This window comes from Actibacterium sp. EMB200-NS6, assembly GCF_001305615.1.
Classification (GTDB): Bacteria; Pseudomonadota; Alphaproteobacteria; order Rhodobacterales; family Rhodobacteraceae; genus Actibacterium_A; species Actibacterium_A naphthalenivorans.
In genome coordinates this window covers 401,438-425,549 of sequence record NZ_CP010869.1, presented here as the reverse complement: position 1 = coordinate 425,549, position 24,112 = coordinate 401,438, and the positions used below count along the sequence as shown (strand labels likewise).

35 protein-coding genes are annotated in these 24,112 nt (G+C 62.6%); 3 read left to right on the top strand and 32 right to left on the bottom strand.

All coding sequences use genetic code 11. The features are described from left to right. Positions 1-4: 4 nt before the first annotated feature. The gene (locus TQ29_RS02140; protein ID WP_054537828.1) at positions 5-658 is read left to right on the top strand and encodes a hypothetical protein; all 654 of its coding nucleotides are present in this window, start codon (positions 5-7) and stop codon (positions 656-658) included. Beyond that, entirely contained in the window at positions 655-1,167 is a 513-nt protein-coding gene (locus tag TQ29_RS02135) for a histidine phosphatase family protein (protein WP_054537827.1), read from the top strand. The genes TQ29_RS02140 and TQ29_RS02135 overlap by 4 nt, the downstream gene beginning before the upstream one ends. A 10-nt stretch (positions 1,168-1,177) precedes the next feature. Here the strand turns inward: TQ29_RS02135 and TQ29_RS02130 are convergent, their stop codons facing one another. The 14 genes from TQ29_RS02130 to TQ29_RS02065 all read right to left on the bottom strand — a co-directional run bounded on the left by TQ29_RS02130 (position 1,178) and on the right by TQ29_RS02065 (position 13,926). Beyond that, positions 1,178-1,645: a ferritin family protein gene (locus tag TQ29_RS02130; RefSeq protein ID WP_054537826.1), complete on the bottom strand. Its 468-nt coding sequence runs from the start codon at positions 1,643-1,645 to the stop codon at positions 1,178-1,180. A 15-nt stretch (positions 1,646-1,660) separates the two neighbouring features. Beyond that, positions 1,661-2,029: a 2Fe-2S iron-sulfur cluster-binding protein gene (locus TQ29_RS02125; RefSeq protein WP_054540284.1), complete on the bottom strand. Its 369-nt coding sequence runs from the start codon at positions 2,027-2,029 to the stop codon at positions 1,661-1,663. 246 nt (positions 2,030-2,275) lie between these two features. Then, positions 2,276-3,067, bottom strand: a complete 792-nt coding sequence (locus TQ29_RS02120) for an amino acid ABC transporter ATP-binding protein (RefSeq protein WP_037209343.1) — start codon at positions 3,065-3,067, stop codon at positions 2,276-2,278. 12 nt (positions 3,068-3,079) lie between these two features. Then, positions 3,080-4,381, bottom strand: a complete 1,302-nt coding sequence (locus tag TQ29_RS02115; protein WP_054537825.1) for an amino acid ABC transporter permease — start codon at positions 4,379-4,381, stop codon at positions 3,080-3,082. A 1-nt stretch (position 4,382) separates the two neighbouring features. Next, positions 4,383-5,639 carry an amino acid ABC transporter permease gene (locus tag TQ29_RS02110; RefSeq protein WP_054537824.1) on the bottom strand — a complete coding sequence of 419 codons (1,257 nt, stop codon included), beginning with the start codon at positions 5,637-5,639 and terminating at the stop codon, positions 4,383-4,385. A gap of 122 nt (positions 5,640-5,761) precedes the next feature. Beyond that, positions 5,762-6,778, bottom strand: a complete 1,017-nt coding sequence (locus TQ29_RS02105) for an amino acid ABC transporter substrate-binding protein (protein ID WP_037209338.1) — start codon at positions 6,776-6,778, stop codon at positions 5,762-5,764. A 227-nt stretch (positions 6,779-7,005) separates the two neighbouring features. Continuing rightward, a complete protein-coding gene (locus TQ29_RS02100; RefSeq protein WP_054537823.1) occupies positions 7,006-7,722 on the bottom strand; it encodes an ATP12 family chaperone protein in 717 nt (238 codons plus the stop codon). Positions 7,723-7,725: 3 nt separating this feature from the next. Next, positions 7,726-8,391, bottom strand: a complete 666-nt coding sequence (locus TQ29_RS02095; protein ID WP_054537822.1) for an HAD-IA family hydrolase — start codon at positions 8,389-8,391, stop codon at positions 7,726-7,728. Then, a complete protein-coding gene (locus tag TQ29_RS02090; protein WP_054537821.1) occupies positions 8,388-9,431 on the bottom strand; it encodes an RluA family pseudouridine synthase in 1,044 nt (347 codons plus the stop codon). Before TQ29_RS02090 ends, TQ29_RS02095 begins: the two co-directional genes overlap by 4 nt. After that, entirely contained in the window at positions 9,428-9,805 is a 378-nt protein-coding gene (crcB, locus tag TQ29_RS02085) for a fluoride efflux transporter CrcB (protein ID WP_054537820.1), read from the bottom strand. The genes TQ29_RS02090 and crcB overlap by 4 nt, the downstream gene beginning before the upstream one ends. A 31-nt stretch (positions 9,806-9,836) precedes the next feature. Continuing rightward, on the bottom strand, positions 9,837-11,153 hold the full coding sequence (locus TQ29_RS02080) for a replication-associated recombination protein A (protein WP_054537819.1): 1,317 nt from the start codon (positions 11,151-11,153) through the stop codon (positions 9,837-9,839). Positions 11,154-11,176: 23 nt separating this feature from the next. Continuing rightward, on the bottom strand, positions 11,177-12,559 hold the full coding sequence (locus tag TQ29_RS02075) for a trypsin-like peptidase domain-containing protein (RefSeq protein ID WP_054537818.1): 1,383 nt from the start codon (positions 12,557-12,559) through the stop codon (positions 11,177-11,179). 106 nt (positions 12,560-12,665) lie between these two features. Beyond that, the gene (locus TQ29_RS02070; protein ID WP_054537817.1) at positions 12,666-13,256 is read right to left on the bottom strand and encodes an acyl-homoserine-lactone synthase; all 591 of its coding nucleotides are present in this window, start codon (positions 13,254-13,256) and stop codon (positions 12,666-12,668) included. Positions 13,257-13,314: 58 nt separating this feature from the next. Beyond that, on the bottom strand, positions 13,315-13,926 hold the full coding sequence (locus TQ29_RS02065) for an autoinducer binding domain-containing protein (protein WP_037209324.1): 612 nt from the start codon (positions 13,924-13,926) through the stop codon (positions 13,315-13,317). 85 nt (positions 13,927-14,011) lie between these two features. On the opposite strand from TQ29_RS02065, the gene TQ29_RS02060 reads away from it, so the two are divergent. Then, entirely contained in the window at positions 14,012-14,197 is a 186-nt protein-coding gene (locus tag TQ29_RS02060) for a hypothetical protein (protein ID WP_054537816.1), read from the top strand. A gap of 72 nt (positions 14,198-14,269) precedes the next feature. On the opposite strand, the gene rplQ is transcribed toward TQ29_RS02060, so the two are convergent. From rplQ to rpmC, 18 genes are all read right to left on the bottom strand, one after another. Continuing rightward, positions 14,270-14,689 carry a 50S ribosomal protein L17 gene (gene rplQ / locus TQ29_RS02055; RefSeq protein ID WP_054537815.1) on the bottom strand — a complete coding sequence of 140 codons (420 nt, stop codon included), beginning with the start codon at positions 14,687-14,689 and terminating at the stop codon, positions 14,270-14,272. Between the two features lie 145 nt (positions 14,690-14,834). Continuing rightward, positions 14,835-15,851, bottom strand: coding sequence for a DNA-directed RNA polymerase subunit alpha (locus tag TQ29_RS02050; RefSeq protein WP_037209320.1), 1,017 nt, complete (start codon positions 15,849-15,851; stop codon positions 14,835-14,837). A gap of 110 nt (positions 15,852-15,961) precedes the next feature. Continuing rightward, on the bottom strand, positions 15,962-16,351 hold the full coding sequence (rpsK, locus tag TQ29_RS02045; RefSeq protein WP_037209318.1) for a 30S ribosomal protein S11: 390 nt from the start codon (positions 16,349-16,351) through the stop codon (positions 15,962-15,964). 15 nt (positions 16,352-16,366) lie between these two features. Beyond that, positions 16,367-16,735: a 30S ribosomal protein S13 gene (rpsM, locus tag TQ29_RS02040; protein WP_037209316.1), complete on the bottom strand. Its 369-nt coding sequence runs from the start codon at positions 16,733-16,735 to the stop codon at positions 16,367-16,369. Positions 16,736-16,927: 192 nt separating this feature from the next. Beyond that, positions 16,928-17,575: an adenylate kinase gene (locus TQ29_RS02035; protein ID WP_054537814.1), complete on the bottom strand. Its 648-nt coding sequence runs from the start codon at positions 17,573-17,575 to the stop codon at positions 16,928-16,930. Then, on the bottom strand, positions 17,572-18,930 hold the full coding sequence (secY, locus tag TQ29_RS02030; RefSeq protein ID WP_054537813.1) for a preprotein translocase subunit SecY: 1,359 nt from the start codon (positions 18,928-18,930) through the stop codon (positions 17,572-17,574). The genes TQ29_RS02035 and secY overlap by 4 nt, the downstream gene beginning before the upstream one ends. Positions 18,931-19,033: 103 nt before the next feature. Continuing rightward, the gene (gene rplO, locus TQ29_RS02025; protein WP_054537812.1) at positions 19,034-19,507 is read right to left on the bottom strand and encodes a 50S ribosomal protein L15; all 474 of its coding nucleotides are present in this window, start codon (positions 19,505-19,507) and stop codon (positions 19,034-19,036) included. Positions 19,508-19,659: 152 nt separating this feature from the next. Beyond that, the gene (gene rpmD / locus TQ29_RS02020; protein WP_037209310.1) at positions 19,660-19,848 is read right to left on the bottom strand and encodes a 50S ribosomal protein L30; all 189 of its coding nucleotides are present in this window, start codon (positions 19,846-19,848) and stop codon (positions 19,660-19,662) included. 12 nt (positions 19,849-19,860) lie between these two features. Beyond that, positions 19,861-20,433 (bottom strand): 30S ribosomal protein S5, encoded by a 573-nt coding sequence (gene rpsE, locus TQ29_RS02015; RefSeq protein ID WP_054537811.1) that lies wholly within the window; start codon positions 20,431-20,433, stop codon positions 19,861-19,863. Between the two features lie 11 nt (positions 20,434-20,444). Beyond that, entirely contained in the window at positions 20,445-20,804 is a 360-nt protein-coding gene (rplR, locus tag TQ29_RS02010) for a 50S ribosomal protein L18 (RefSeq protein ID WP_037209306.1), read from the bottom strand. A gap of 9 nt (positions 20,805-20,813) precedes the next feature. Further along, a complete protein-coding gene (gene rplF, locus TQ29_RS02005) occupies positions 20,814-21,347 on the bottom strand; it encodes a 50S ribosomal protein L6 (protein ID WP_054537810.1) in 534 nt (177 codons plus the stop codon). Positions 21,348-21,358: 11 nt separating this feature from the next. After that, a complete protein-coding gene (rpsH, locus tag TQ29_RS02000) occupies positions 21,359-21,757 on the bottom strand; it encodes a 30S ribosomal protein S8 (RefSeq protein WP_037209303.1) in 399 nt (132 codons plus the stop codon). Positions 21,758-21,769: 12 nt separating this feature from the next. Next, complete coding sequence (gene rpsN / locus TQ29_RS01995; protein ID WP_037209301.1) at positions 21,770-22,075, bottom strand: 30S ribosomal protein S14; 306 nt, start codon at positions 22,073-22,075, stop codon at positions 21,770-21,772. A 20-nt stretch (positions 22,076-22,095) separates the two neighbouring features. Next, positions 22,096-22,659 (bottom strand): 50S ribosomal protein L5, encoded by a 564-nt coding sequence (gene rplE / locus TQ29_RS01990; protein WP_054537809.1) that lies wholly within the window; start codon positions 22,657-22,659, stop codon positions 22,096-22,098. Next, positions 22,659-22,964, bottom strand: a complete 306-nt coding sequence (gene rplX / locus TQ29_RS01985) for a 50S ribosomal protein L24 (RefSeq protein ID WP_037209298.1) — start codon at positions 22,962-22,964, stop codon at positions 22,659-22,661. The genes rplE and rplX overlap by 1 nt, the downstream gene beginning before the upstream one ends. Then, entirely contained in the window at positions 22,964-23,332 is a 369-nt protein-coding gene (gene rplN / locus TQ29_RS01980; RefSeq protein WP_011567679.1) for a 50S ribosomal protein L14, read from the bottom strand. The genes rplX and rplN overlap by 1 nt, the downstream gene beginning before the upstream one ends. Positions 23,333-23,486: 154 nt before the next feature. Next, positions 23,487-23,717, bottom strand: a complete 231-nt coding sequence (gene rpsQ, locus TQ29_RS01975; RefSeq protein ID WP_037209296.1) for a 30S ribosomal protein S17 — start codon at positions 23,715-23,717, stop codon at positions 23,487-23,489. Between the two features lie 12 nt (positions 23,718-23,729). Further along, positions 23,730-23,933: a 50S ribosomal protein L29 gene (gene rpmC, locus TQ29_RS01970; protein WP_054537808.1), complete on the bottom strand. Its 204-nt coding sequence runs from the start codon at positions 23,931-23,933 to the stop codon at positions 23,730-23,732. Positions 23,934-24,112: the final 179 nt, after the last annotated feature.

Here is a 24,112-nt window from a genome sequence, read left to right as displayed (position 1 = left end):
GCAGGTGCCGGGTTTCGCCGCCCTTCGCACACGGGTCCGGGCCGAGGCTCTGGACATTTTCGGCGCCTTCCATCCCGGCCCGGCTGATGCCGCGCCCGCAGGCTGCGCGACACTGGTTCTGTTGGGGCCGGATGAGCCGGGCTTCTGGCCCCGCGTCAGCGCCGCGCCGGAATTTGGCGACGGCGCCCCCGACCCGCTCGACCGTTGGTCCACACGCGTCATCGGCGCCTTGGCGGATGAACTGGGCGCGACCGCGCTGTTTCCCTTCGGCGGGCCGCCGTTCCAGCCTTTCATCCGCTGGGCAGAACGGTCGGGCCGGGCCTGGCCTTCGCCGGTTTCGCTGTTGGTGCATGATGTGGCGGGGCTGTTCGTATCCTACCGCGGCGCGCTGGCCCTGCCGCGACGCCTGGCGCTGCCCCCGCCGCCGCCCCGCCCCTGTGACACATGTGCCGGGCAACCCTGCCGCAGCGCTTGCCCCGCTGGCGCCCTGACCGATCAGGGCTATGATCTGAACGCCTGCCATGCCTTTCTGGACGGCCCCGCCGGGCAGGATTGCATGGCCCGGGGCTGCGCGGTCCGGCGGGCCTGTCCTGTCAGCGAAACCTATGGCAGGATGCCCGAACAATCGGCTTTCCACATGGCAGCTTTTCACACATGACCCTGCGCCTGATCCTTGTCCGCCACGCAAAATCCAGCTGGGATGACCCGTTGCAGGATGATCACGACCGTGTGCTGAACAAGCGCGGCCAGCGCGCCGCGCCGGCCATCGCCTCCTGGCTGAACCAGCATGGCCATGTCCCGGCCGAGGTGGTCAGCTCGACCGCACGCCGCACGCTGGAGACATGGGATCGGATGGCCCCCCTGTTTCCCGACACCACGCTGATGCGGCGCGAGCCCGCGCTTTACCACGCCGCGCCCGAACAGATGCTCGAGGTGCTGCGCCATTGCGCCGCCAGCCCGGTTCTGATGCTGGGCCACAACCCCGGCATCGGTGAATTTGCCGCGCGCCTGCTGGCCGCTCCGCCCGATCACAGGGATTTCACCCGTTACCCGACCTGCGCCACGCTTGTCGCGGAATTCGAGGGGCGAGACTGGGCCGACATCGACTTTGGCGCCGGCAGCGCGGTGGATTTCATCGTTCCGCGCGAGTTGCAGGAAGCGGAATAGGCCTCCCCGATCAGGCCGCCGGCAGCACCTCTTCGCCCCGCAGCCAGCCTTCGAGGATGGCCACATGCTCCGCCTCTTCCTCGACGAACTCGCGGGCCAGCGCGCGAATCTCGGGGTCTGTGGTGGTGTCACGGATATGCTTGTAGAAATCGTGGCTGCGCTTTTCGCTGCGCAGCGCGTTTTCCAGCGCATCAACCTTGGCCAGCATCGGGTCAGCGGCCCAGATCTCGGCGGCCTCGGGGCTTTCACCCTCGGGCCATTTGAAATCATAGGTCTGCCAATCGGGCAAGTCGCGGAATCCACCCCGGTTCTTGGCATCTTCCAGATGAAGCCGCGCGAATTTCGCCAGGGTACGGAACAGTCTGGCGCAGTCCTTGTTGTCGAAACTCTCCATCACCTCGGCCAGCTCGTCGCACCGCTGGGCCGCGTCAAACTCCAGCCGGATCGCATAGACCAGGAATTCCTCGACGTTCTTCATGCCACCCTCCCCGGCTCAGGCACCGCCCGGCTCGCCGGTAAAGGTGATCCGGATGTCTTCGTGCCGGGCGATATACTGGCAGGCCAGCCGGTAGTGCGGCGGCAGGTCGTTCACCTCGGCCTCGGTGATCTCTTTCTGGGTGACCTTCTTCAACTCCTTCAGACGCGCCTTTTCCTTTTCGGTCAGGGCCACGGCCATCTTCGGCTTGTCCTCCAGATAGGTCACCTCGATCAGGCAGGAACCGCAGTTGCCATCACGGCATTCGAAGGGGATGGGAATGCCGTGCTCTTCGGCAAGGCCGAGAATCGTGTCCGTGTTGCCGGCGACGGCGTAGACGGTCTTGTCTCTCTTCATGATGGGCGAAGAAAACGTGATAGTTGCCATTGGAAACCTGCCTTTCAGATCGCGGCCCGGGGCGCGGCGATCTTGCGCGCGCCTCGGGCCTTGCATGTCAAGACCGGCGCGGGAAGCGGCCGGCACCCAACCCACAAGCAAAAAGCGGGCCAGCCATGCGAAAGGCAGCAGGTTCAGTGTTTTGCGAAGTGTCGCCACGCGGCGCGGGCAGAGTTTTGTCGGCAATTCGACAAGAGATACGTGAATTGCCGACAGAAATCGTAAGAGGCCCCGGTCTCAGTGCCCCAGAATCTGGCTGAGGAACAGCTTGGTCCGATCGGATTTGGGGTTGTTGAAGAACTCTTCGGGTTCGTTCTGTTCCACGATCTGGCCCTGATCCATAAAGATCACCCGGTTCGCCACCTGACGGGCAAAGCCCATCTCATGGGTCACGCAGAGCATGGTCATGCCCTCTTCGGCAAGCTCGATCATGGTATCGAGAACCTCCTTGATCATCTCGGGATCAAGCGCCGAGGTCGGCTCGTCGAACAGCATGATCCGCGGACGCATGCACAGGCTGCGGGCGATCGCCACGCGCTGTTGCTGACCACCCGAAAGCTGGCCGGGATATTTCAGCGCCTGCTCGGGGATCTTCACCTTTTCAAGGAAATGCATCGCCGTTTCCTCGGCTTCCTTCTTCGGCACCTTGCGCACCCAGATCGGCGCCAGTGTGCAGTTTTCCAGAATCGTCAGATGCGGGAACAGGTTGAAATGCTGGAACACCATCCCGACCTCGGATCGGATCTTGTCGATATTCTTCAGATCCGAGGTCAGTTCGGTACCGTCGATGATGATCTTGCCGGCCTGATGTTCCTCCAGCCGGTTGATACAGCGGATCAGCGTGGATTTACCGGAACCGGACGGGCCGGCGATGACGATCCGCTCGCCCCGGTTGACGGTCAGGTTGATGTCGCGCAGCACGTGGAACGTGCCGTACCATTTGTTCATTTCGATAATCTGGATGGCAACCTCATCCGAGATCGTCATCTTGCTGCGATCGACTTCGCGGCTGACTGCAAGTTCAGACATTACGTCACTCCTTTAGCGATGGCCTGTCTGAAGCTTGCGCTCCAGATACATCGAGTAGCGGGACATGGAAAAACAGAAGATGAAGAAGACGAACGCGATGAAGCCGTAAAGCTCCCACACGATGCCGTTCCAGTTCACATCTGCCCGAATGGCTTTCGACAGGCCCAGCGGATCAAGCAGGCCGATGATCGACACCAGCGTGGTATCCTTGAACACGCTGATGAAGGTCGAGACGATGCCGGGGATCGAGATCTTCAGCGCCTGCGGCATGATGATCAGCCGCTGCGACTTCCAGTAGTCCAGCCCCAGCGCATCGGCGGCTTCGTACTGGCCGCTGGGAAGGGCGGCAAGCCCGCCCCGCACCACCTCGGCCATATAGGCCGATGCGAACAGCGTCACCATGATCATGACCCGCACGATGATGTCGAAATCCGTGCCCGGCGGCAGGAAATAGTTCAGCAGAACCGACGCCACGAACAGCAGGGTGATCAGCGGCACGCCGCGAATGAACTCGATGAAGCCCACGCACAGGGTCTTGACGATCAGCAGATCGGATTGCCGCCCCAGCGCCAGCACAATGCCGATGGGCAGCGAAGCAGTGATGGCGACAAGCCCGATGGTGATCGACAGCAGGAAGCCGCCGAAACTGCGGCTCGGGATCGCCTCGATCCCCAGCGGGATGATCGATTGCAGCCCGGACGCCAGCGGGCTGGTGACGAAGATCCACCACAGCACCGGCAACACGCCTGCGGCGATGATTCCGGCCAGGCTTCCGACGGTTCTGGACAGAAGGTTATAGGCAATCACGCCCACGGCGATACCGGCGATCACCATCAGTGGCACCCAGAACGTACCGCCCCACAACAGCCACGGCACGAGGAACGGGGCAACGGCCGAAAACCGCATCATCTGGCGCGGAAGGCCGCTGAACAGCACCGGCGCCAGCGCCACCAGCGCCAGCACGAAGGCCAGGATCGGGCGCCAGTAAAGCTCGGCCGGGTAGAAGCCGAAGATAAGCTGCAGATAGCGTTCCCGGATCACGGCCCAGCAGGCGCCATGCGCGTCGGGGCCATAGGTCGCCTTGATCACCTCGCGGCATTCGCCGAGCGAACCGGCGGTCCAGCTCGACTGGAAAATCCAGGGCAGGATCGACGCCAGAACATAGAACGCGAATCCCGCGGAGAGCAGCGTCAGGATGACATTCAGCGGGGTGGAAAACAGGTTCTCCCGGATCCAGCCCAGAACCCCCGACGATGTAACCGGCGGCGCCTTTTCGGGCAGCATCGTCTTACGGACATACGAGACATTTGCCATATTACCGCTCCACCAGCTTTACGCGTTTGTTGTACCAGTTCATCACCAGCGAAATGCTCAGCGAGATGATCAGATAGACGAGCATCAGCAGCAGCACGCATTCCAGCTCGCGCCCGGTCTGGTTCATGGTGATCCCGCCGAGCGTGCCGGTGATATCCATGTACCCCACCGCGATGGCGAGCGAGGAGTTCTTGGTCAGGTTCAGATATTGCGAGATCAGCGGCGGGATGATCACCCGCAGCGCCTGCGGCAGCACCACAAGGCTCATGATCCGGTTCGGACGCAGGCCCAGGGCCTCTGCCGCCTCGGTCTGGCCGCCGGATACGGCCAGAATACCGGCGCGCACATTTTCCGCTATGAAAGCCGCGGTGTAGAACGACAGGGCCAGCCACAGCGCGATCAGCGAATTGCGCATATGGATGCCGCCCTGAAAGTTGAAGCCCTTGAGCGCGGGGTAGCCAAGATGAAAGCCCAGCAGGATCAGGATTACCGCGAACGGCAGCACCACGACGGCAAGGCGCAGATACCATGTTGTCGGGCGGTCGCCGGTAGCTTCCTGAATGCGGTCGGCGCGGGCCTTGATCCGGCCAGAGGCCCAGAAGCCCGCGATCAGCGCCACCACCAGCGCAATCAGTTCCAGACTGATGTTGAACGCCCCGAAGAACGACACATCGCCCAGCCCGCGGCTGAACAGTGGTTCGGGCATATAGATGCCCCGGTTGGTCACGGCCATCGAATCCCACAGCCACATCGACGCAGAGGGCGTTTCCCCCCGGAACGCGTTCGGGGGGGGAAGAGTCTCGATCAGGATCGCCATGAAGAACACGATCCACAGCAGGACGGGCACGTTCCGGAACAGCTCGACATACACTGTCATGATCCGCGACAGCATCCAGTTCTTGGAAAGCCGCATCACCCCGATGACAACGCCCATCACGGTGGCCAGCGCACAGCCCATCACCGCCACCAGCAGCGTGTTCAGAAGCCCGACGAAAGACGCCCGCAGATGCGAATCGCGCGAGTTGTAGTCGATCAGGCGCTGGTTGATGTCATAGCTTGCCGGTTCGCTGAAAAAGCCGAAATCGATGGGCTTTCCCAAGGCTTCCAGGTTCTGGAGCGTGTTGCTGACCAGCCAGGCCACGACAAGCATGAACCCGAGAAGCGCGACGAACTGGATCGTCAAAGACCGGTACCGGGAGTCGTATATCAGCATACTCAGCCGAAACGACTCCTTCGGAGCGTCGGATAATGTGGTCATTCAGGCTTTCCCCGTTTCCCTGGTGATCCCCGACGCGTTCTTTGCGCGTTCCGGCCCCAGGTGATTTTTTTGGATACTGTAGATAGGAGAAGGGCGCGGAATGACCGCGCCCTTCGAATTTTTTACCGGAACGGCGGCGAGTACAGCAGGCCGCCATCGGTCCACTGCGCGTTCAGGCCGCGCGCCAGGCCGATCGGAGTGGCTTCGCCAAGGTTCTTCTCGAACACTTCGCCATAGTTGCCGACCGACAGAATGATGCGCTTGGCCCATTCCGCGTCGAGGCCCAGCATCTCGCCCAGGTTGCCCTCGGTGCCCAGGATACGGTTGATCTCGGGGTTGTTGGTGCCGCTCGCCATCTCTTCGACATTGGCAGAGGTGATGCCCAGTTCTTCGGCCGAAACCATCGCGTTGAACGACCAGCGCACGATGTCAGCCCATTCGGAATCGCCGTGGCGCACAAGCGGGCCCAGCGGCTCTTTGGAAATGATCTCGGGCAGCAGAACATGATCGCCCGGCGCTTCGAACGTGGCGCGGGTGGCGGCCAGGCCGGATGCGTCGGTGGTGTAGACGTCACATGCGCCGGCCAGATACTGCTGCTGCGCTTCGGCGTTGGTTTCGATCGGAACCGGCTCGTAGCTGATGTTGTTGACGCGGAAGAAATCGGCGAGGTTCAGCTCGGTGGTGGTGCCGGTCTGGATGCAGACGGTCGCGCCGTCCAGATCCTTGGCCGAAGACACGCCAAGCGCCTTGGGAACCATGAAGCCCTGACCGTCATAATAGTTCACGCCGACGAATTCGAACTTCAGGTCCACATCGCGCGAGAAGGTCCAGGTGGTGTTCCGCGACAGCATGTCGATCTCACCCGAGGCCAGCGCGGTAAAGCGGGTCTTGCCGGTCAGCGGCACGAATTCAATCGCGGAGGCATCGCCCAGCGTGGCGGCGGCGACCGCACGGCACAGGGCCACGTCGAAGCCGCCCCACACGCCGTTCGCGTCCGGCGCGGCAAAGCCGACAAGCCCGGTGTTCACGCCGCAGTTCAGCTTGCCGCGAGCCTTGACATCGTCCAGCGTCGCGGCGGCCGAAGCGCCGGCCGCCAGGCCGACAAATGCCAGCGCGCCAAAAAATACGGATTTATTCATGTTTACCTCTTCCTGATGATCCATCCCTGCGGATGGCTTAGGCTTATTCAAACCCCTAAGGGCGAAGCGAAACCGCATAGGAATTCGCCTCTGGAGCGCCGCAAGTTTGGGCAAAATCAACATATGCCGTCAAGGGTACTGTAGGGGAAGCCCGGACAGCGACCCTCTATGGTCCGTTTTTTTACCGATTGATTAATCGCTGTGCAGTACACCGCGCAATTGGCCGCCTATGCCGCAGCACGTGTCAAAGTGAAAAACCGGTGCGCCTGCATAAAGGCCGCGCGCTTGGATTCGGCCAGCGCGGCGGCTTCCTCGTCTACACCCCAATGTTCGGCCTGCCAGGCCTCATCAATCCGCGAGACGGGCCAGAGGTTTTCGGGCAGATCCCAGCCCCGGATCGCGGCCAGCCCGATGATCAGAGAGCCCGACAGCGCCACCAGATCATGCAGCGCCGTCAGCCCGAAAACGGATTGCCCGGCGACAAGCGCCGCGAACCGGCTCAGGCTTTCGGCCGGCTGGCTTTGATGGATAATCCCGGTGGTAACCAGAAGCGGGGTGCCAAGCTCTGCCTCGGCGCGCTGCAAGAGCGGGTCCCAGGCTTCGGCCTGCCGCGCAATCAGCCCTTCCGGCCCGTCGGCGCGATAGCACAGCAGATCGGTCTCGCCATAGGCGGCAATCAGGGCAGCGACCTCGTCGCGCTGGGGCGTCACCTTGTCGATCGCGGAATTGGCCGATTGGGTCACCGGCATGGCGCGCGGGTCGATCTCATCGCCCTGCGCGTTCCATTCGGCGGCCACGGCGCGGGCCATGGGGCGGGTCGGCAGGATCAGCGCGGCCTTGGCCGGGGTCATGATCGGGCGCCCGTCCAGCAGCACGGAAAACCCGCCCTCAGCCTCGGTCTCGGTGGCCTGCTTCCAGAACCGTTTCCGCTTCCACTCACTCATCGCTTACCTCTTCCAGACCGTTTCAAGCGCGGCAGGCAGCGCGGAAAAGGCATCGATCACGATATCCGCGCGCTCCAGCCGGTCAGCGCCGTGATAGCCCCATCCCACGCCGACGGTGCGCACCCCGGCCGCCTGGCCCATATCGATATCGAAGCTGGTATCGCCGATCATCACGGCATCTTCCGGCGCCACGCCGGTTTCGGCCAGCGCCGCCTGCACCATCGAAGGATGCGGCTTCGACGGGTGGTGGTCGGCCACCTGCTCGGTCACGAAGAACCGCCGCAGCCCGTGCGCCTCCAGCACATGATCCAGCCCGCGGCGGGATTTGCCCGTGGCCACGCCCATCAGCAGGTTTTCCTGCGCCGCCAGCCCCTCCAGCACCTCCAGCGCGCCGGGATAAAGCGGCGAGGGGAAATCCGCCGCGCGCAGGGAATGGAACGCCTCCTTGTAGGCCGTGACCAGACGATCGGTCAGCGCGGGCTCAAGCTCGGGCACAAGCTGGGCGATGGCCACCGGCAGCGACAGGCCGACAATGCCCAGAACCGCCTCATCCGTCGGGCCCGGCAGGCTTTCGGCCAGAAACGCCGCCGCCATCGCGCCCTTGATATGGGCCTGACTGTCGATCAGCGTGCCGTCCACATCGAAGATAACCAGCCGCAAATCGCTCATTCCTGATCCTCGAACGGGTCGGCGGGCACATCCCGTTCGTGCCAGTCGAACGTCTCCCACGTCTTTTTCATATGCGGCGGCAGCGGCGCCGTGATCTGCAGCCTCGCGCCCGTAACCGGGTGCTGAAGCGAGAGCGAGCGGGCGTGCAGGTGCAGCTTGCGGCTGATCTCTCCTCCCAGTTGCGCGCCCCAGCCGTCGCCGAGGTTTTCCTGCCCGGAACCGCCGTATTTGCCGTCGCCGATGATCGGATGGCCCAGTTCCGCCATATGCGCGCGCAGCTGATGGGTGCGCCCCGTTACCGGCACCAGCGCCACCCAGGACACGCGCTTGCCCAACGAGGTCAGCACCGCGTAATCGGTCGTGGCGCGCTTGGCGCCCTCCGTCCGGTCCACCTCGTTGGGGTGGATGCACAGCATCTTTTCGCCCTCGCCATGCGCGCCGTGGCCGGGCGCCTTGACCAGACCGAAGCGGATGGTGCCCATCGGCGGCGAAGGCTGGCCCGCAACGGCGGCCCAATAGATCTTGCGCGTCTCCCGCGCGCGGAACGCGGTGGTCAGCGCCGCCGCCACCGCCCGCGTGCGCGCCAGGATCAGCACGCCCGATGTATCCTTGTCGAGCCGGTGCACAAGGCGCGGCTTTTCCTCAAGCCCGAAGCGCAGCGCCTCGGCCATCCCGTCCACATGGCGGGTCTGCTTCGAACCGCCCTGCGTGGGCAGGCCCGGCGGCTTGTTCAGCGCGATGATGTAATCGTCACGATAGAGCACGCAGCCCTGGATCATCTTCACGTCATCGTCCGAAATATTGGTCCGCGGCTGCGATACGATCTCGCCCGGTTCCGGCAGGGGCGGCACGCGCACCTGCTGCCCGGCACCGACGCGCGTGGCGGGCTTCACCCGCCCGCCATCGACCCGGATTTCGCCCTTGCGGCACATCTTTTCGATCCGCCCCTGTGCGATATGGGGAAAGCGGCGGCGGAACCAGCGGTCCAGCCGCTGATCATCCTCGTCTGCCGTCACCTCGACTGTCTGAACACCGCTCATGCAAATACCCCCCGCGCCGCCATCAGGCCCAGCGAAATCGCCAGAAGCGACAATACGACCGACGCCCCGACATAACCCGCCGCAATGCCATGCGGCCCACGCTCGAACAATGTTATCGCATCCAGCGAAAAGGCCGAAAACGTGGTGAACCCGCCCAGCAGGCCGGTCATCAGAAACGGCGCGAACCGGGTGCCGCCCTTTTCGGCCAGAACCACCACCAGCGCGCCCATCAGGAACGAGCCGGCGATATTCACCGCCAGCGTCCCCCAGGGAAAGCCATGCCCCATCACCCGCGTCGCCGCGATGCCGGTAAGATAGCGGCAGGTCGCGCCGAGCGCGCCGCCGAGTGCAACTTGTGCCAATGTCCAAGTCATGCCGCCTCTGTCATCCGGGCGGGCGGGCTTGTCAACCGCCCTGCCGCCGCGCGCGCAGCTTGGCGAAGTAGTCCACGCGCTTTTTCAGCTCACGCTCGTACCCGCGCTCGACCGGCAGGTAGTAAACACCGTGCTTCATGCCGTCGGGGAAATAGTTCTGCCCCGAAAACCCGTCTTCGGCGTCATGGTCATAGGCGTAGCCGTCGCCATAGCCCTGTTCCTTCATCAGCGAGGTCGGGGCGTTCAGGATATGCTTGGGCGGCGGTTCGCTTCCGGTTTTCCGGGCTGCGGCGCGGGCGTTCTTGTAGGCCTTGTAGCCCGCGTTCGATTTCGGCGCGAGCGACAGGTAGATCAACGCCTGCGCCAGCGCCAGCTCGCCCTCGGGGCTGCCCAGCCTTTCATAGGTTTCCCAGGCATGCAGGCAGATCGTCTGGGCCTGCGGATCGGCCAGCCCGATATCCTCGACCGCCATGCGGGTGATGCGCCGTGCCAGATAGCGCGGATCTTCGCCGCCCTCGAGCATCCGCGCGAACCAGTAGAGCGCGGCATCGGGATCGGACCCGCGCACCGATTTGTGCAGGGCCGAGATCAGATTGTAATGCTCGTCACCCGATTTGTCGTATTTCACGGCCCGTTTCATCAGCCGGGTGGCCAGCGCATCGGGATCGAGCGGCCCGGCCACCTTCCACGCCATCACCTGTTCGATCAGATTCAACAGCGCACGCCCGTCACCATCAGCCATTTCCAGCAACGCCTCGCGCGCCGGGCCGGTCAGCGGCAGCGCCCGGCTCAGCTCCTGCTCGGCGCGTTGGGCCAAAAGCTCCAGATGCGCCAGATCCAGCCGCTGCAACACCAGAACCTGCGCGCGCGACAGCAGCGCGGCGTTCAGCTCGAAGCTCGGGTTTTCGGTGGTGGCCCCGACCAGAAGGATGGTGCCATCCTCCATATGCGGCAGGAACCCGTCTTGCTGCGCCTTGTTGAAACGGTGGATCTCATCCACGAACAGCAGCGTGCCCTGCCCGTTGGCGCGCCGCATCTTCGCCGCCTCGAACACTTTGCGCAGCTCCGGCACGCCGGTGAAAATCGCGCTGATCTGGATAAAGGTCAGATCGCTTTCATCGGCCAGCAGTCGCGCGATCGTTGTCTTGCCGACACCGGGCGGCCCCCAGAAGATCACCGACGACAGGCTGCCCGAGGCCAGCATGACCCCCAGAGGCCCCTCGGGGCCAAGGATATGCTCCTGTCCGATAACCTCTGAAAGCCGCTTTGGCCGCAGCCTGTCGGCCAGCGGGCGCGGGGCGCTGTGCGCGGCGTCGGGCGCCGGGGTCTGGTCAAACAGGTCAGCCATTGGCAGAGCCTAATCCATGCGCCTCAGACGCGAAAGCGCAACACGCCGCGCTGACCGCCGCGCATGTATTCGATCAGCCAGGTGCGGCTGGTGGCGCGCGCGGCATCTTGCACGTCGCGGGTCTGGCGGACGGCCGTGTCATTGACCCGCAGCAGCACATCGCCCGGGCGCAGGCCAACCCGCCCGGCCACATCGCCCGGATCGGTGACAAGCACGCCCTCCGCCGCCATCGCAAGCCCGTATTCGGAGGCGACGGCGGGGTTGATGTTGACCACGCTCAGCCCGCCCAGCACACTTCGGGCGGGCACCGTCAGCGGCGCGCGCGGCGGCATCTCAGGCGCGGCGACAAGCGCCACACGGGCCCGTCGTTCGGCGCCATCGCTCAGGTAAACGATATCCAGCCCGCCGCCGATCCCCTCGGCGGTCATGCGAAAGATCATCTCCTGCGGGCTGTTCACCGGCTCGCCGCCCATCTCGATCACCACATCTCCAACGCTCAGCCCGGCCTTGCGGAACGGGCTGTCGGGGTGCAGTTCGGTCAGGACCACGCCGCCGGGGATGGTCATGCCCAGGGCTTCGGCCATCGCCCCGTCCACCGCCTGGCCAGACACGCCCGCCCAGGGCCGGGCAAACCGGGTTTCCCCCGCCGCCGCCGCGGCAACGAAACGCTGAACCAGATTGGCCGGAATCGCAAAGCCGATACCGTTCGACCCGCCGGAACGGGTCAGGATCGCGGTGTTGATCCCCACCAGCCGCCCCTGGCTGTCAACGAGCGCGCCGCCGGAATTGCCGGGGTTGATCGCCGCGTCGGTCTGGATGAAATAGCCGCGCCCGCTGCCCACCGAAATGCCCGAGCGCGCCAGCCCCGACACGATACCGCTGGAAACCGTCTGGCCGATGCCAAAGGGGTTGCCGATGGCCAGCACCAGGTCGCCCACCTCGACCGTATTGGAATCGCGCAGCGCCAGCGCGGGCAGGTTCTCTGCATCCTTCAGCTTCAGCACCGCGAGGTCGGATTCCTGATCCCCCAACAGAACCTCCGCGTCAAACTCGCGCCGGTCGTTCAGCACCACGCGAATCTCGGTGGCCTGGCCGACGACGTGATAGTTCGACACCACGATGCCATCCGCAGACAGGATCACCCCCGACCCGAGCGAGTTTTGCACCCGTGGCACGGTGCGCCCCTGCCCGCGGAAAAACTCACCGAAAAACGGATCATCCGCAAAGGGGCTGACCCGGGTGGCCACCACGCGTTTGGCATAGATGTTGACCACGGCAGGCGCGGCCTGTTTCACGATCGGCGCGAAGCTGAGCGTGATCTCGGCCGCCGATCGCGGCACGGTGGTTTCCGCCCGAAGCGGCAGGGCGGACAGAAGGACAATAAGGAAAGGCGCGAACCGGGTCATCGAAGGCTCCTGCAAGGATGCCCCCCGGATATGCGAAGCGCGGCGGCCAAGTTCAACCGAAGATCGTGGTGCCCGCCGCCCCGAAGGGCGGCAGGCGGCGCAGGGGTCAGTGCAGGTTGGATGCGAAGTTCATCGAAACAACCTGATTATCGACCTCGGCGATGTTCATCACCGGCCCCATCGCTGTCATGTCCACGCCGACGCGCCCGGCCCAGCGGGGCCAGTTCGCGTTCAGCAGGGTCAGGCACTGGGTCGCACCCAGGTTCCGGGCCGCCTTGGAGATCTCGAGCACGAGCTGCGCATGAACCCGCCGTCGGATCCCCGCCGGCACGTTGTGAGACACAAACAGGCGGGAGCTTTCCCAGACGGTTTCCGAAACCGGCGCCTCTTCGTACAGAAGATGCGACGGGATGGTTTCCAGAAGCCCCTTCTGCGCATCGCGGATCATGTAGGTGTAGATGCCGCATTTCGCAGTGGTCGGTGTCAGGCGGTTGCCCGCCAGAACCTGCCCCAGTTCATCATGCACGACGACCCAGCGGCTGGCCGGGGTGTCGTACTGATCATATTCCATGCCCATGGCTTCGGGCAGGTCCCACTTGTTGTGGACAATGAACAGTTCGCGCCGGGCGCGAAGCATGTTCGCAAAAAGTTCGCCATGGTTGTGAAGGTTTTCGAACGAGAGAGTGGTGGTAAGCATGATAGCCTCCTGCAGGGTTGGGTTAAGTCGTCAGAACCTTGCGGAAGGCGTGTGCCGTTCAGAGCAGCCTGTAGTCCTTTGCGCGCTGAATGGCTTCGGCAGTGGTGCGTGACATGAGCCGCAGTCGAGCTGACGACAGCCGTGCCTTGAGTGCACTTTCCGAAATTCCGAGTTTTGCGGCCGCAGCCGCATGCCTGTCGCCATCCGCAATGCATTTAAGCGCTTCGATCTGAGCTTTGGTAAGCTCTTGCGGTGGCTCGGTCATGTCGTGAAGCCGATGGACCAGTGCTTCTATCTGTTCGATCTCGGCATCAAAAAATTCCCGATCTGCTCGCCCCACACTTGCAATAGTCCTGGAGCTTATGGGCCCGCAGGAGATCGTCGCGCCATACCTCAATCCGAACTTTGCCGCCTGCTGGAATATGCCAAACGGGTCCGGTACGTTTTCACTGCTCCACCGGGTCGAGCCGGTGGCGCTGAAGCCCCACGCGGTCATCGGATCGCGAAGGACATAGCCGTTTTCGGTATAGTGGTCCATCCAAGCCTGGTCATAGGTCTGCAACGTCATCAGCGGCGCGGTAAACCGGATATGAAGTCCGAGAAAATACCCCATGGGCGCCAAGGCATCCAGCGTCTGAAGTTCCCGATCAAAGACTGACTTTTCGAACATGTCTTTTTAGACAAGTTGCAGGAAACGCGGTCAACCATAAATTGAACACCGTGACTCGCAGTTAATTCAGACCCCGGAGTAGCCAGTGAAGGCGATACATCCCAACCTTTTCACACAGGTCATGCGTTTGCCCGAGGGCGTGCGTACAGACCTGCTGGAGTTCCTGGGCGCAACCCCCGTCGTGGATGAGCAGCTCAGACAAATGATCGCAGATGTGACCAGACGGCTGGAAATCGGCCCCGTGCAGGAAGACGCCCGCCGCGCGCAGTAAGCCCGTCTGACACAACGAAAAAACCCCGCCATCAACTGGCGGGGTTTTTCATTTCCGGTCGATGGGGAAGGCTCAGCCTTCCATCGCCTCTTCCGCTTCCAGGCGGGCGCGATCCGCGGCGCCCTTGGCATCCACGTCACGGTCGACGAATTCGATGATCGCCATCGGTGCCATGTCGCCATAGCGGAAACCGGCCTTCAGGATGCGCACATAGCCGCCGTTGCGGTCTTTGTAGCGCGGGCCGAGCACCTCGAACAGTTTCTCGACATAGGCATCCTGCTTCAGCCGCGATGCGGCCAGACGGCGCGAATGCAGATCGCCCTTCTTGCCCAGCGTGATCAACTTTTCGACGATCCGGCGCAGCTCCTTGGCCTTGGGCAGAGTCGTCTTGATCTGTTCGTGTTCGATGAGAGAGCCGGCCATGTTCGCGAACAGCGCCTTGCGGTGTTCATGGGTGCGGTTCAGGCGGCGGTAGCCTTTAGCGTGACGCATGTTAATCTCCTAAGTCGTCGTTTTGCTTTGTCCGGCGGTGCCTGGTCCTGGCGCCGCTCTCCTTGGGGCTTTGGCCCATATGTTCCCCGCCTGCGCGGGCATTTTACGGGGGCCGTTTACGCCACGGCCCCCGAATCTGTCAATCTCAGAACTGGTCTTCGAACTTCTTGGCCAGATCCTCGATGTTTTCCGGCGGCCATTCCTCGACATCCATGCCCAGGTGCAGGCCCATGCCAGACAGCACTTCCTTGATCTCGTTCAGCGATTTGCGGCCGAAGTTCGGCGTGCGCAGCATCTCTGCCTCGGTCTTCTGGATCAGATCGCCGATGTAAACGATGTTGTCGTTCTTCAGGCAGTTCGCGGACCGCACCGAAAGCTCCAGCTCGTCGACCTTCTTCAGAAGCAGCGGGTTGAACTCGAGCCCGTCGTCCTCGTCCATGCGGCCGGCCTGCTCGGGCTCTTCGAAGTTCACGAAGATCGAAAGCTGATCCTGCAGGATACGCGCGGCATAGGCCACCGCGTCATCCGGCGTCAGCGAGCCGTCGGTTTCCACCTTCATGGTCAGCTTGTCATAGTCCAGCACCTGGCCCTCGCGGGTGGGCTGCACGTCATAGGCGACCTTCTTGACCGGCGAATAGATCGCGTCGATCGGGATCAGACCGATGGGCGCATCCTCGGGGCGGTTCTTGTCAGCGGCGACATAGCCCTTGCCGGTGTTCACGGTCAGCTCCATGAACAGGTCGGCGCCCTCGTCCAGGTGGCAGATCACGTGGTCTTTGTTCAGAACCTCGATCCCGGCCGATTCGGAAATCTGGCCGGCGGTCACTACGGCGGGGCCCTTGGCGGCGATCGAAAGGCGCTTGGGCCCTTCGGCCTCCATGCGGATCGAAACCCCCTTCAGGTTCAGAACGATGTCGGTCACATCCTCGCGGACACCCGCGACCGAGGAAAACTCATGCAGCACGTTGTCGATCTGCACGCTGGTGATGGCGGCACCCTGAAGCGACGACATCAGAACCCGGCGCAGCGCGTTGCCAAGGGTCAGGCCGAAACCGCGCTCCAGCGGTTCGGCGATCACCGTCGCCTGACGCGCGGGATCGTTGCCCGGCTTCACTTCCAGCTGGGTCGGCTTGATCAGTTCTTGCCAATTTCGGTGGATCATGCGTGTCTCCTCAATCCCTGTTTCCGGCCCATGTCCAAAGCAGGAAACGCCCGAGGTAATAATACGGATTCGGGCCGCGCGTCAGCACGGCCCGAAATTGATAAGTCTGGTCAGACCCGGCGGCGTTTCGGCGGGCGGCAACCATTGTGGGCAATCGGCGTCACATCGCGGATCGAGGTGATGTTGAACCCGACGGCAGCCAGAGCGCGCAGCGCGCTCTCACGGCCCGAGCCGGGGCCCTGCACCTCGACCTCGAGGGTCTTCACACCATGTTCCTGTGCCTTCTTGCCTGCGTCTTCGGCAGCCATCTGAGCGGCATAGGGCGTCGATTTCCGCGATCCCTTGAACCCCATCGTACCGGCGGACGACCACGAGATCGCGTTGCCCTGCACATCGGAGATCAGGATCTTGGTGTTGTTGAACGAGCTGTTCACATGCGCCACACCTGCGGCGATGTTCTTGCGCTCTTTCTTCTTCGTGCGTGTCTTTTCACGTGCCATGTCTGAGCGCTCCCCTTACTTCTTCTTGCCGGCGATGGCTTTTGCCGGGCCCTTGCGGGTGCGGGCGTTCGTATGGGTGCGCTGGCCGCGGACCGGAAGGCCGCGACGATGGCGCAGGCCGCGATAGCAGCCAAGATCCATCAGGCGCTTCACGTTCATCTGCACTTCGCGGCGCAGGTCACCTTCGACGGTGAAATTCGCATCGATGTACTCGCGAACGGCCAGAACCTCGGCATCCGACAGTTCGTTCACGCGGCGGGAGGCTTCGATGCCGACCGCTTCGCAGATCGTGCCTGCGGCGGCCGGGCCGATGCCGTGGATATAGGTCAGTGCGATGGGGACGCGTTTCCCCGTCGGGATGTTGACGCCAGCAATACGTGCCAAGACGGTTTTTCCTTTTGTTGCGGTTCCGTAGCGCCAGAACCTTTTTTCACAACTGTCACACGAAGGCGTCCTGCCTTCGTGCCATGCTTAAATCTCTTGCTGTCGGCTGGGCGCTGTTCCACGACAGGCAAAGCGATTCTTGTTCGAGACGCTGTGCCTATGGCGTTTTCCGCGCCGGGTCAAGGGGCGTATTTACGCTTTGTCAAGCACTGCCTTGATCGACTTCGCCACAACATCGATATCGGCCAGACCGTCCACCACCGAAAGATCGCCCTTGGCATAGAAATAGCCGATCAGGGGCGAGGTCTTCTTGTAATATTCCATCAGGCGGGTGCGCAGGCTTTCCTCGTTGTCATCGGCGCGGCGCTTGAGGTTGGTAGAGCCGCAGACATCGCAAATGCCCTCAACCTTGGTGGGCCTGGTTTCGTCGTGATAAACCTCGCCGCAATTGCCGCAGGTGTAACGGCCGGTGATACGGGCCACCAGCGCCGTATCGTCGACGCGCATCTCGATCACCGCATCAAGCTTCTGATCCAGGTTGCCCAGCAGTTCCGCCAGCGCATCGGCCTGGGCCAGGGTCCGCGGGAAACCATCGAAGATAAAGCCGCCGGCCTGTTCGCCTTCCAGCTTCTCCTTGATCAGGCCGATCACGATCTCGTCGGTGACAAGGCCGCCGCGATCCATCACCTCGGCCACGCGCTTGCCCATCTCGGTTCCCGAGCTGCGTGCATCGCGCAGCATGTCCCCGGTCGAGAGCTGGATCATGCCCCGCTCGTCCACGAGCTTGCGGGCCTGGGTTCCCTTGCCCGCACCCGGCGGGCCCAGAAGAATGATGTTCATCGGCGAGCTGTCCCCTTCTTGCCGCTGCGGCGTTTGCCCCGCAGCTGAGATTTTTCGATCAGCCCTTCATACTGATGTGCCAGCAGATGCGACTGAACCTGGTTGATCGTGTCCATCGTCACGGAAACCACGATCAGCACCGAAGTGCCCCCAAAGTAGAACGGAATGTTGAGCTGCGAACGCAGGATTTCCGGAAACAGGCAGACCAGCGCCAGATAACCGGCGCCCAGCACCAGAACCCGCGCCACCACGTAGTCGAGATATTCCGCGGTTTTCTTGCCGGGCCGGATACCGGGCACAAAGCCGTTCTGGCTTTTGAGGTTGTCGGCCACCTCGTCGGTCTTGAACGCCACGTTATAGGTGTAGAAATACGTGAAGAACACGATCATCGCGGTGAAGAACAGCAGATAGAGCGGCTGCCCCGGCCCGAAATAGGCCAGCAGCGTCGACATGAACGGCCCGGTCTGCGCGTGCGAGAAAGTGGCGATCGTGGTCGGCATCAGCAGCAGCGACGAGGCGAAGATCGCCGGGATCACGCCGGCCGGGTTCACTTTGATCGGCAGATGGCTGGAGCCGCCGTCATAGATCTTCATCCCGACCTGACGACGCGGATACTGGATATGGATCTTGCGCAGGGCGCGCTCCATGAACACCACGAAGGCGATGACGACAATCACCATCACGATCACCCCGACGATCACGGCAGGCGAAACCGCGCCCGACCGGCCCTGGCTCAGGAACTGCGCCACCGCGCCCGGAACCTCGGCGATGATGCCCACGAAGATGATCAGCGAAATGCCGTTGCCCACGCCGCGCGCGGTGATCTGCTCGCCCAGCCACATCAGGAACATGGTACCGCCGACCAGCGTGATCACGGTGGCCGCGCGGAAGAACCAGCCCGGATCGGTGACAAGCCCGCCCGCCTCAAGGCTGACGGCCAGGCCATAGGCCTGGAACGTGGCCAGAAGCACCGTGCCGTAGCGGGTGTACTGGTTGATCTTCTTGCGCCCCTGCTCGCCCTCTTTCTTGAGGCTCTCGAGCTGGGGAACCATCGCCGTCAGAAGCTGCACGATGATCGAGGCCGAGATATAGGGCATGATGCCCAGGGCGAAGATACCCATCCGCCCCAGCGCGCCGCCGGTGAACATCGACAGGATGCCGCCGATGCCGGCCGCCGCCTGTTCCATGAAATCACGCAGCGCGCCGCCGTCGATGCCCGGAACCGGAATATAGGTGCCAAGGCGATAGACGATCAGAAGGCCGATGGTGAATAAGATCCGCTGCCGCAGCTCGGTGGCCTTGCCGAAGGCCCCCCAGCTCATGTTCGCGGCCATTTGCTCTGCTGCAGATGCCATGCCCTGTCTCTTTCATGACGGCGCCGCCAAACCGGTTTCCGGTCAGGCGGCGCTAGGAAAACCTGAGTGTGATGTAAGCGGCGAACGCGCCGCCCACAACCATTTATTCGGCCGCAGTCGCAGACGTGACCGAAAGAGAGCCGCCAGCCTTGGCCACCGCGTCCACGGCAGACTTCGACGCGCCGGTGACCGAGAGATCGACCTTGGCGGTGAAATCGCCCTTGGCCAGCACCCGGACGCCATCCAGCTTGCGGCGAACCAGGCCGCTTGCGATCAGCGCGTCTTCGGTGATGGCCGCGCCGGCGTCCAGCTTGCCCTCGTCGATGAACTTCTGGATCAGACCCAGGTTCACCACGGCGAATTTCTTGCGGTTGGGCTTGTTGAAGCCACGCTTCGGCAGACGCTGGTAAAGCGGCATCTGGCCGCCCTCATAGCCCTTGATCGCCACACCCGAACGGGATTTCTGACCCTTGATACCACGGCCACCGGTCTTGCCGGTGCCCGAGCCGGGGCCCCGGCCGATCCGCTTGCGGGATTTGGTCGCGCCCGCGTTGTCGCGCAGTTCATGCAGTTTCATGTCGCTTCTCCTTTGCCGGATGCGGCCCCCAGCGACGGGAGCGGCCGACCACGGCGTTTCTGACTGTCATCCCCGCCCCGGCGGGGAACAACGCTTCTAATGCAGCGGCGAAAGCCGGCGATCCCCGCTTGCGCGGGGAGGCCGGCCCGGCTTCAGCCGCGCTCTTCGACGATTTCCACCAGATGCGGGATCTTGCGGATCATGCCCCGCACTGCCGGAGTGTCTTCCAGCTCGCGCGTGCGGTGCATCTTGTTCAGGCCCAGGCCCACCAGCGTCTGGCGCTGGATGGCGGGGCGGCGGATCGGGCTGCCGATCTGCTTTACAACGATGGTCTTTGCCATGTGACCCTCTCCTTACGCTTCGGCCGCAACCGGCGCTTCGGCGTCGGTTTCAGGCTTTTTCAGGATGTCGGCGACCTTCTTGCCACGGCGCTGCGCGACCAGACGGGGCGAGCTTTCCTTGGTCAGGCCGTCGAGGGTGGCGCGGATCATGTTGTAGGGGTTCTGGCTGCCGATCGACTTGGCGACCACATCCTGAATGCCCAGCATTTCGAACACAGCCCGCATCGGACCACCGGCGATGATGCCGGTACCCTGCGGCGCGGTGCGCATCACGACCTTGCCGGCGCCATGGCGGCCTTCCATGTCGTGATGCAGCGTGCGGCCTTCGCGCAGCGGCACACGCATCAGGTTGCGCTTGGCCTGTTCGGTGGCCTTGCGAATCGCCTCGGGCACCTCTTTGGCCTTGCCCTTGCCGAAGCCGACACGGCCCTTCTGATCACCCACGACCACAAGCGCGGCAAAGCCGAAGCGTTTACCACCCTTCACGGTCTTGGATACGCGGTTGATCGCCACGAGACGATCGGCGAATTCCGGGGTTTCCTCGCGTTCGCGACGATTGTCCCGGCGTTTTGGATCTCTTGCCATCTGTCGTCTCCTTAGAACTTCAGGCCGCCTTCACGGGCAGCTTCGGCCAGAGCCTTGACCTTCCCGTGAAAGAGGAAACCACCACGATCGAAGAAGCAGTCTTCGATGCCGGCCTTCTTGGCCCGCTCTGCGATTGCCGCACCAACCTTGGCCGCAGCTTCGACGTTGTTCTTGCCAACGACGCCCAGATCCTTCTCGAGCGAGGAGGCCGAGGCGAGCGTCACGCCGTTCACATCGTCGATCAGCTGCACGCTGATGTTCTTGTTGCTGCGATGCACCGACAGGCGCGGACGGCCATTGGCCATCTTCCGCAGTTTGTTCCGAACGCGCAGACGGCGCTTCAGAAACAGATCTCGTTTACTGTTTGCCATTTTGCGTCCTTACTTCTTCTTGCCTTCCTTGCGGAAGATGAATTCGCCCTTATAGCGGATACCCTTGCCTTTATAAGGCTCGGGCTTGCGCCATTCGCGAATGTTTGCTGCGACCTGACCGACCAGTTGCTCGTCGGTGCCCTCGATCATGATCTGGGTCTGCTTCGGGGCGGTGACGGTTACACCGGCCGGCACCTCGAAGTTGACCTCGTGGCTCAGGCCCAGCGACAGCTTCAGGGTGTTGCCCTGCATCTGCGCCCTGTAACCCACACCCTGGATCTCAAGCTCTTTCGTGAAACCGCCGCTCACGCCCTGCACCAGGTTCTGAACCATGGTGCGCGACATGCCCCATTGCTGGCGCGCCCGCTTGGACGACCCGCGCGGGGTGACGGTGACCGTGTTGTCTTCCACCTTCAGGGTGACATCGTCGGTCGCGGTGAAGCTGCGGGCGCCTTTGGGGCCCTTCACTTCAACGGTCTGGCCGGAGACGGACGCCGAAACACCCGACGGCAGCTCGACCGGTCTTTTACCAATGCGAGACATACCAAACCCCCTTAGAAGACCGTGCAGAGCACTTCGCCGCCAACGTTGGCCGACCGTGCTGCTGCATCCGACATCACGCCCTTGGACGTGGAGACGATGGAGACACCCAGGCCCTGACGGACCGACGGGATATCCTTGACACTCATATAAACGCGGCGGCCCGGCTTCGAGACCCGCTTGAGCTCGCGGATCACAGGGGTGCCCTCGTAATATTTGAGGCTGATTTCAAGCTCCGGCATCCCGAGGGTGCTGGTGGCTTCTTCATAGCCGCGGATATAGCCTTCGTCCTTGAGCACATCCAGAACCCAGGCGCGAAGCTTGGAGGCCGGCGTGCGGACGGTGGATTTCCCGCGCAGCTGCGCGTTGCGGATACGGGTGAGCATATCGCCGACAGGATCGTTTACTGACATATCAAACCCTCCTTACCAGCTGGACTTAACCATGCCGGGGATCTGGCCCTGAGAGCCGAGTTCCCGAAGCATGATCCGCGACACTTTCAGCTTGCGGTAATACGCATGCGGACGACCGGTCAGCTCACAACGGTTGTGCAGCCGGGTCGCGGAAGAGTTGCGGGGCAGTTTCGCCAGTTTCAGACGCGCCTTGAAACGTTCTTCCATCGGCAGGTCTTCGTTATTCGCGATCTCTTTCAGAGCGGCACGCTTGGCGGCGTATTTGTCCACCAGCTTCTGGCGCTTCTTCTCGCGTTCGATCATTGCTTTCTTAGCCATGTTCTCTCTCTCCCGCTGCTTCAGCTGTTGAAGGGCATGTTGAAATGCTTCAACAGCGCCTTCGCTTCCGCGTCGGTTTTCGCGGTGGTGGCAATCACGATGTCCATGCCCCAAACCTCATCGACCTTGTCGAAATCGATCTCGGGGAACACGATGTGCTCTTTCAGGCCCATGGCATAGTTGCCGCGGCCATCGAAGGATTTGCCGGAAACGCCGCGGAAGTCGCGGATACGCGGCATGGCGACGGTGATCAGACGATCCAGGAATTCATACATCCGGTCGCCGCGCAGGGTCACCTTGGTGCCCAGCGGCATGTCTTCGCGGACACGGAAACCGGCGATCGACTTCTTGGCCTTGTTGATCACGGCCTTCTGGCCGGCAATCGCGGTCAGGTCGGCTTCGGCCGATTTGACCTTCTTGGAATCCTTCACCGCCTCGGCGCCACAACCGATGTTCAGCACGATCTTGTCGAGGCGCGGAATCATCATGTCGTTGGAATAGCCGAACTCTTCCTTCAGAGTGGCGCGGATCTGATCCTTGTAGACCGCCTTCAGGCGCGGGGTATAGGTTGCAACGTCAAGCATCAGACAGCCTCCCCGGTGGTTTTGGCATAACGAACCTTCTTGCCCTCTTCCACGCGGAAGCCGACGCGGGTGGCCTTGCCGTTCGCGTCGCTCAGGGCCAGATTCGACAGGTCGATCGGCATGGCGACGGGAACGCGGCCACCCTGGCTGTTTTGCGATTGCTTGGTGTGGCGGATGGCGATGTTCACGCCCTCGACCACGGCCTTGCCGGCCTTCGGGTCAACCGACGAAATCTCGCCCGACTTGCCCTTGTCCTTGCCGGCCAGCACGATGACCTTGTCACCTTTGCGGAGTTTGGCAGCCATTACAGCACCTCCGGAGCAAGCGAGATGATTTTCATGAAGTTCTTGGCGCGCAGCTCACGAACGACCGGGCCGAAGATACGGGTGCCGATCGGCTCGTTGTTGTTGTTCAGGATCACCGCGGCGTTCCGGTCGAACCGGATGGCGGTGCCGTCTTCGCGGCGAACTTCTTTGGCGGTGCGTACGACGACGGCCTTGCGGACGTCCCCTTTCTTCACGCGACCGCGCGGGATGGCTTCCTTCACCGAGACGACAATGATGTCGCCGACGGAGGCGTATTTACGCTTGGAACCACCCAGAACCTTGATGCACTGCACCCGGCGAGCGCCGGAGTTGTCAGCTACATCCAGATTGGTCTGCATCTGGATCATGTGGTTTCTCCCGACCTTTGGGGACTTCCCCCAGGGTTTCGATCAAACCGGAATGTGATAACCGATAATCTTCAGAGACACGCTTCAGCCCTTGCCCGCTTCATCGCCGTATTCAGCGAAGAGAGCCACAAGGATTGACGCGCGCCGCGTCGGATCAGTTGGCAACCACCTCCCAGCGTTTCGTTTTCGAAATCGGCGCGCATTCCTGAATGCGGACGGCGTCGCCAACCTTGAATTCGTTCTTCGGATCGTGAGCCCGGTATTTCTTGGACTTACGAATGGTCTTCTTCAGAACCGGATGCGTGAAGCGGCGCTCGACCGAAACCGTTACGGTCTGGTCATTCTGGTCGCTCGTCACGGTGCCTGCGAGGATGCGTTTGGGCATGTGTCGTGCTCCTTAATTCGCCGCCGCTTCAGCGGCTTTCTGGTTCAGAACCGTCTTCACACGGGCAACGTCACGACGGACGATCCGCATGCGGGCGGTGTTTTCGAGCGCGCCGGTGGCCTGCTGAAAGCGCAGGTTGAACGCCTCTTTCTTCAGGCTGGCCAGATCTTCACGAAGCTGGTCCGGCGATTTGTCACGCAGGTCTTGTGCGTTCATGGTTTCGTCCTTTCAACATCACCGGCAGGCCCCTACGCGCAACTGCGCGGGTCACCCTGATTCCAGTGGAGTTCTTGGTGAAGGCTGCGCAATACACGGGGTTCGCCTCCACATCAACCCCTTTGATCGGAAAAGCCGGATCTGAGGGAAAACTCCGCCCCGGCCCGGGCTCCGGCGCA